The 5,619-nt window shown below is 65.1% G+C and carries 2 protein-coding genes and 1 pseudogene; 1 reads left to right on the forward strand and 2 read right to left on the reverse strand.

The window, feature by feature from the left end:
• Positions 1-411: 411 nt before the first annotated feature.
• Together D7Y61_RS22300 and D7Y61_RS22305 are read right to left on the reverse strand one after the other, a co-directional pair.
• Positions 412-2,517, reverse strand: a complete 2,106-nt coding sequence (locus tag D7Y61_RS22300) for a phosphoglycerol transferase I (RefSeq protein WP_180869379.1) — start codon at positions 2,515-2,517, stop codon at positions 412-414.
• A 245-nt stretch (positions 2,518-2,762) separates the two neighbouring features.
• Positions 2,763-4,409 (reverse strand): annotated as a pseudogene (locus D7Y61_RS22305) (ABC1 kinase family protein); the annotation flags it as partial.
• A 206-nt stretch (positions 4,410-4,615) separates the two neighbouring features.
• On the opposite strand from D7Y61_RS22305, the gene D7Y61_RS22310 reads away from it, so the two are divergent.
• Positions 4,616-5,542 (forward strand): DUF808 domain-containing protein, encoded by a 927-nt coding sequence (locus tag D7Y61_RS22310; protein WP_180869383.1) that lies wholly within the window; start codon positions 4,616-4,618, stop codon positions 5,540-5,542.
• Positions 5,543-5,619 lie beyond the last annotated feature (77 nt).

Raw genomic sequence — 5,619 nt, forward strand, 5'->3', positions numbered from 1 at the left:
CATCCATGCGGCTCACGCCCCCGCAACCGGACCCACCCCGCCTTCGACAGATTTYCGCGATCTGYCGGAATGGSATGGCSWGCTCTTGGTGGGTGTCGACTTGGTCGACACGTAGATCCACGCCATGCGTGGATGYTYTTCGATCAATTGTCGAAATAYTCGRWYTCGATGGAGATTCATCCACGCATSGSGTGGATCYAYCAGACGCTAGRAATCTGTCAGAGGTGGGGCGGTGTGGGGTGGCAGGACCGTTGGCGCCATGGATGGCGCCATCGAGCCCCCATGGATGGGTTTACGGCGTGTCCTGCCACCCCACACCGCCCCGCCAAACCACGGAATGCACGCTGTTGCTGTTGCTGTTGCCTTTGCTCCGGCTTGTAGCGGGTGCAGGGCGCAGCCCTGCAAAGAACCCTATCCTCGTGGTCGGCTGCGCGAGGGCACCAGTGCGAATGTGTCCACCGCCAGCTTCTCGGCGTGGTTCAACCACGCGCGGATCTCCAGATCATCCACTTCGTGGTCCAGCCCGAACGACACGTTGATCTTGCCGTTGGCATCGGGCTGCACCCATTGCTGGGCCAGCACCACCTTGCGCTGCGACGACACTGCCTCGATCCAGAAACCGCGATCCGGGCGCGTGCTCGCCACCAGCTGCAGCATGTACTGGCCGGCGCGGGTGCGGCGGCCCTTCTGGGTGATCATGTGTGCCTGGCGCACGCTCGGGCGCGGGCCCTGGAACGCATCCAGCGGCGCATCCACCGCAATACCGCCACGCAGGTCGTTGTCGCGGTACAGCTTGATGCCGTTGTCACGGTTGACCAGCAGCGCGCACCAGTCACCGTCGGCCGAGCCGTCCTCGAATGCGGTGCAGCGATCGACGTAGGCGAGAGTGTTGTCCGGGTCGGCATCATCGAACTGGCGCGAGGTGTTCTCCAGGTACACCGACTTCAGTGCCCAGTCCTTGTCGTACTCCAGCAGCACCGGTGGCTGCACGTGCTGCAGGCCGACCACCACCTGGTCATCGCTGTCGATCTTCAGCTCGCGGGTCGGTTCGCCCAGCCACAGCGAGCGGGCGAAGGCCAGATACTGCGGGTAGTCGCGGCCGCCATCACGCTGGGTTGCCACGCTGGCGCTGGGCGCGCGCTGGGTATCGATCAGCGAACGGCCAAAGCCCATCGTCTTCAGGTTCGGGTCCAGCAGACTGAGCAGGGTCGCACCCGAATCCAGGGTGGTGCCGGCGCTGGCCGTCAGCTGGCGGGGGGCAATGCCATCGCCCAGGAACAACAGCAGGTTCTCGCGCTTCTGCTTGGCCAGCACATGGCTGAGGTCATTGGGCATTGCCAGATGGTCGGAAGCGATCACGATCAACGTGTCCTTGCCATACGGGCTGGCCTGGATGCGTTCGACCAGCTGCGAGATCAGGCGGTCGGTGCATTTGAGTGCGTTGAGCAGGCCGATGTTGCCGTACGGGCTCTGGTAGCGCTCGCCCTTGCACGACACCGGCAGATGGCCGGCCGGGTGATGGGTATCCATGGTCAGCGTGGTCAGCATGAACGGCGAACCGGCGCGCGAAAGCTGCTCGAAGCGCTGGTAGGCGGTGTCCAGCAGCACGTCGTCGTGCACCCCCCAGGCCGAGTAGTGGATGCGGCCGATCTTCTTCTGCTGCTTGAACCAGGCCAGGTCGTGCACTTCGTCGAAGCCGTGGCTGGCCAGGAACTGGCCCTTCCCGGCGAACTGGCCGTTGGCACCGCCCAGGTAGTGGTTGGTGTAGCCCTGCTGCTTCAGGTAGTCGCCCAGGCACACCGCCTTGGGCAGGAAGCTGCCCATGCGGTCCATGCTGTTCTCGTCGCCCTGCGAGGTGGTCAGCGGCACACCGCACATGGACGACACCAGGCCGGCGATGGTCCAGCCGCTGCCCTCGGCCGAGGCCAGGTCGCGCACATCCAGCGACTCGGACGCCAGGCGGTTGAGGTTGGGCATCAGGCCGGGAAACACGGCCTCGTCCAGGTAGGTGCGTTCCAGGCTCTCACCGTAGATCCAGACAATGTTGCGCGGGCGCTGCAGCGGCTGCGTCGGCACCTGGTACTCGGGGGCGATGCGCGCGAAGTCCACCGGGCGCAGCTGCTGGTAGAGGCGCTGGCCATCGCGGGCCAGAGGGCTGATCATGATCGTGGCCACCCACACGGCCGCGAACCCAGCGAACAACGCTCCACCGTGGCCGGGCCGGCGCCAGCGCTTCACCCGCGTGGCGAACAGCGGCAGCAGTGAGACAAGCGCCAGCACGATGAAACCCGCGATATAGCCCTTGAAGTCGGAGACACCGGCGCCTTCCATGTCGGCGCCGAGGTGGTACAGGGTGGCAGCGTTGAGCCCATCACCGGACAGCTTGTCGATCAGCCACCACGCGCTGAGCATGAGCAGCAGCAGCGAGAACGCACCGGCCTTCCACCACACCCACTTGTCGGACGCGAGGAACAACCAGCACAGCAGCAACAACGACAGCAGCAGTATCCAGAGCATAGGCAGCTTCGGCAGTGACGGGGTGGTGGTGATGGACGTCGTACCGACGCGTGTCCATCCGACCGGCGCTGCCGCAAGCACATGCATGTGACAGGCCGATGACCCGATAGTGCATGCACGAACCTGACTGAAATGTTTGTTGATATGACGCGCGCGGGATCGCGCTCAGAAGGTAAAATGAGCGTGAAAGGCTTCGTTGGATTGCATTAAAAACCGCATGAATACGGCGGTTTCATCGATGTCATTCAGCGATGGCCGCGCTCTTCGCGTGCCCGCGCGCGACGATCGAACAGCAATGCACTGGTCACGATGCCAAGGCCGAGCACCACGCCGATGAACAACAGAATCAGCGCAATCAGCGGGTAACCGAACAGGTGCCAGCCAGTGTCGATCTTCATCATCATTGCCGCAGCCATGATCAATGCCGCACTGATGATGCCGGCCGCCACGCGGTTGGCGATCTTCTGCAGGTTTTCCATCAACCGCGATTCTTCCAGGCCGGTCACCTTCATCTGCAGACGGTTCTCGGCCAGCAATGCCATGATGTCCGACAGCTTGCGTGGCCCATCGCGCAGCAGCTGCTGCAGCTCCATTGCCTCGCTGGCGAGGTTGGCCGCAGACAGGGATTTTTTCAGGCGCGCACGCATCACGTGCTGCAGCTGGCGTTCGACGATGCGGCGGGTATCCAGGTCCGGTGCCAGCAAGCGGCATACGGTTTCCAGGTTGAGCAGCGCTTTGCCGAGCAGGCTGAGCTCCGGCGGTGTACGCAGGCCGCAGGCGGTGGCGATGCGCACCATGTCCAGTACCACGCGGCCTTCGGAGAAACTGCCACTGGCCGCATAGCGTGCGATCAGCTGGCCGGTCTCGCGCAGGTAGCGTTCTTCGTCGAACGCCTCCAGCCGCGTGCTGATGCTGATCAGGTCATCGGCCACTTCCTCGCCGCGGCCATCGACCGCGGCGAACAGGATCTTCAGCAGGCGCTCGCGCAGGCGCGGCGGCATGTGCGCGACCATGCCCAGGTCGAAGATTGCCAGCCGTCCATCGGGCATCACCCGCAGGTTGCCGGGATGCGGGTCCGCATGGATCTCGCCATGCACGAAGATCTGGTCCAGGTAGCCGCGGATCAGCGCCGCCGCCAGCGGGTCCATCGATTGCTCGGTGCGGCGCACATCGGGAATCGCATCCACGCGCACGCCGGTGGCCAGTTCCATGGTCAGTACGCGCTGGCTGCTGTAATCCCACAGCGGCTGCGGAATCCACAGGCGGCGGAACGGCTTCAGGTGTCGGCCGAAACGGGCCAGGTTCTCGGCCTCGGCGTGATAGTCCAGCTCCTGCATCAGGGTCTTGGCGAACTCGTTGAGCCAGTCGCGCAGGCGCACGCGGCGGCCCACCTGGGTCAGGTGGTCGGCGGCCAGCGCGAAGCTGCGCAGCGCCTCCAGGTCCGAGCGCAGCTGTGCAGCCACTTCAGGCTTCTGCACCTTCACCGCCACCTGGCGGCCATCGTGCAGCACCGCGCGATGCACCTGCGCGATCGAGGCGCAGCCCAGGGGTTCGGGGTCGAACGAGGCAAACAGCTTGTTCACCGGCGCGCCCAGTTCCTGCTCGACGATGGCATGGATGCGCTCGACCGGAATCTCGGCCACCTTTTCCTGCATGCGCTCCAGCGCAGTGGCGAACTCCACCGGCACCATGTCCGGACGGGTGGACAGCATCTGGCCCAGCTTGACGAAGGTCGGCCCCAGCGCTTCCAGGTCGCTGACGAACTGCTCCGGGTTGCCGTCTGCGGGAACGTCGGCCGGATTGCCCGCGGCATCCAGGTTCATGCCCGAGAACACGCCCGAATGGCGGTAGCGCATCAGCAGGCGCAGGATCTGGCTGCGCCGGTTCATGCCTTTGACCAGCGGGGGATTGCCATTGGCGGTGGGCGGATTGCTCAAGCGGAACTCCCATGCGGCAAAGACGGTCGTGCCGGCCGCTGGCCGGCAATGTCCGGATTCCGCAGTGTCGCCGGGGGGCGGTGGGCACGCGGTGAATCCGTCCGCTTCCGCAGCTGCCCCGGTATCGGTCAGAATCCGCTCATTCCCTCTCTGGACTTCCCATGGCCGGTGCCAGCCTGTTTGCCCTGCTCGACGATATCGCCACCCTCCTCGACGATGTCTCGGTCCTGACCAAGGTCGCGGCGAAGAAAACCGCCGGCGTGCTGGGCGACGACCTGGCGCTGAACGCGCAGCAGGTCACCGGGGTCAACGCCAACCGCGAACTGCCGGTGGTGTGGGCGGTGGCCAAGGGCTCGCTGGTCAACAAGGTGATCCTGGTGCCGGCGGCACTGGCGATCAGCGCGCTGGAGGCCTGGTTGCACAGCCGCGGCTGGAACGTGCCGCTGATCGTGCCGCTGATGATGATCGGTGGTGCCTTCCTCTGTTTCGAAGGCGTGGAGAAGCTGGCGCACCGCTTCCTGCACTCAGCCGAGGACGACGCCGAGCATCAGGCCGAGCGGCGCAAGGCGTTGGCCGATACGCAGGTGGACATGGTGGCGTGGGAGAAGGACAAGGTAAAAGGCGCGATCCGCACCGACTTCATCCTCTCGGCCGAGATCATCGTGCTGACTCTGGGCGTGGTCGCCACTGCGCCGTTCACCAACCAGGTGGCCACCCTGGCCGTTGTCGCACTGGCGATGACGATGTTCGTCTACGGGCTGGTGGCGGGCATCGTCAAGCTCGATGACGTGGGCCTGTATCTGTCGCACAAGGGCGGAGCCATTGCTGCGTTCGGTCGTGGGCTTGTCGCCTCGGCACCGTGGCTGATGAAGTTCCTGTCGGTGGCCGGCACCATCGCCATGTTCCTGGTCGGTGGCGGCATCCTGGTGCACAACGTGCCGGCGCTGCATCACGCGGTGCAGGCGCTGGGCGGTGAGGGCCAGTGGGGCTGGCTGATCAGTGCTGCGGCCAACATGGTGGTGGGCATCATCGCCGGTGCCATCGTGCTGGCGGCGGTGACCGGGTTCCAGAAGCTGCGCGGGAAATAATCGCCGGCGGCTTCCCCGGTAGAGGCCGACCTTGGTCGGCGCTTTGTTTCGGCGTGCGCCAACCAAGGTTGGCACCT

This window comes from Stenotrophomonas maltophilia (genome assembly GCF_013464485.1).
Classification (GTDB): Bacteria; Pseudomonadota; Gammaproteobacteria; order Xanthomonadales; family Xanthomonadaceae; genus Stenotrophomonas; species Stenotrophomonas maltophilia_AW.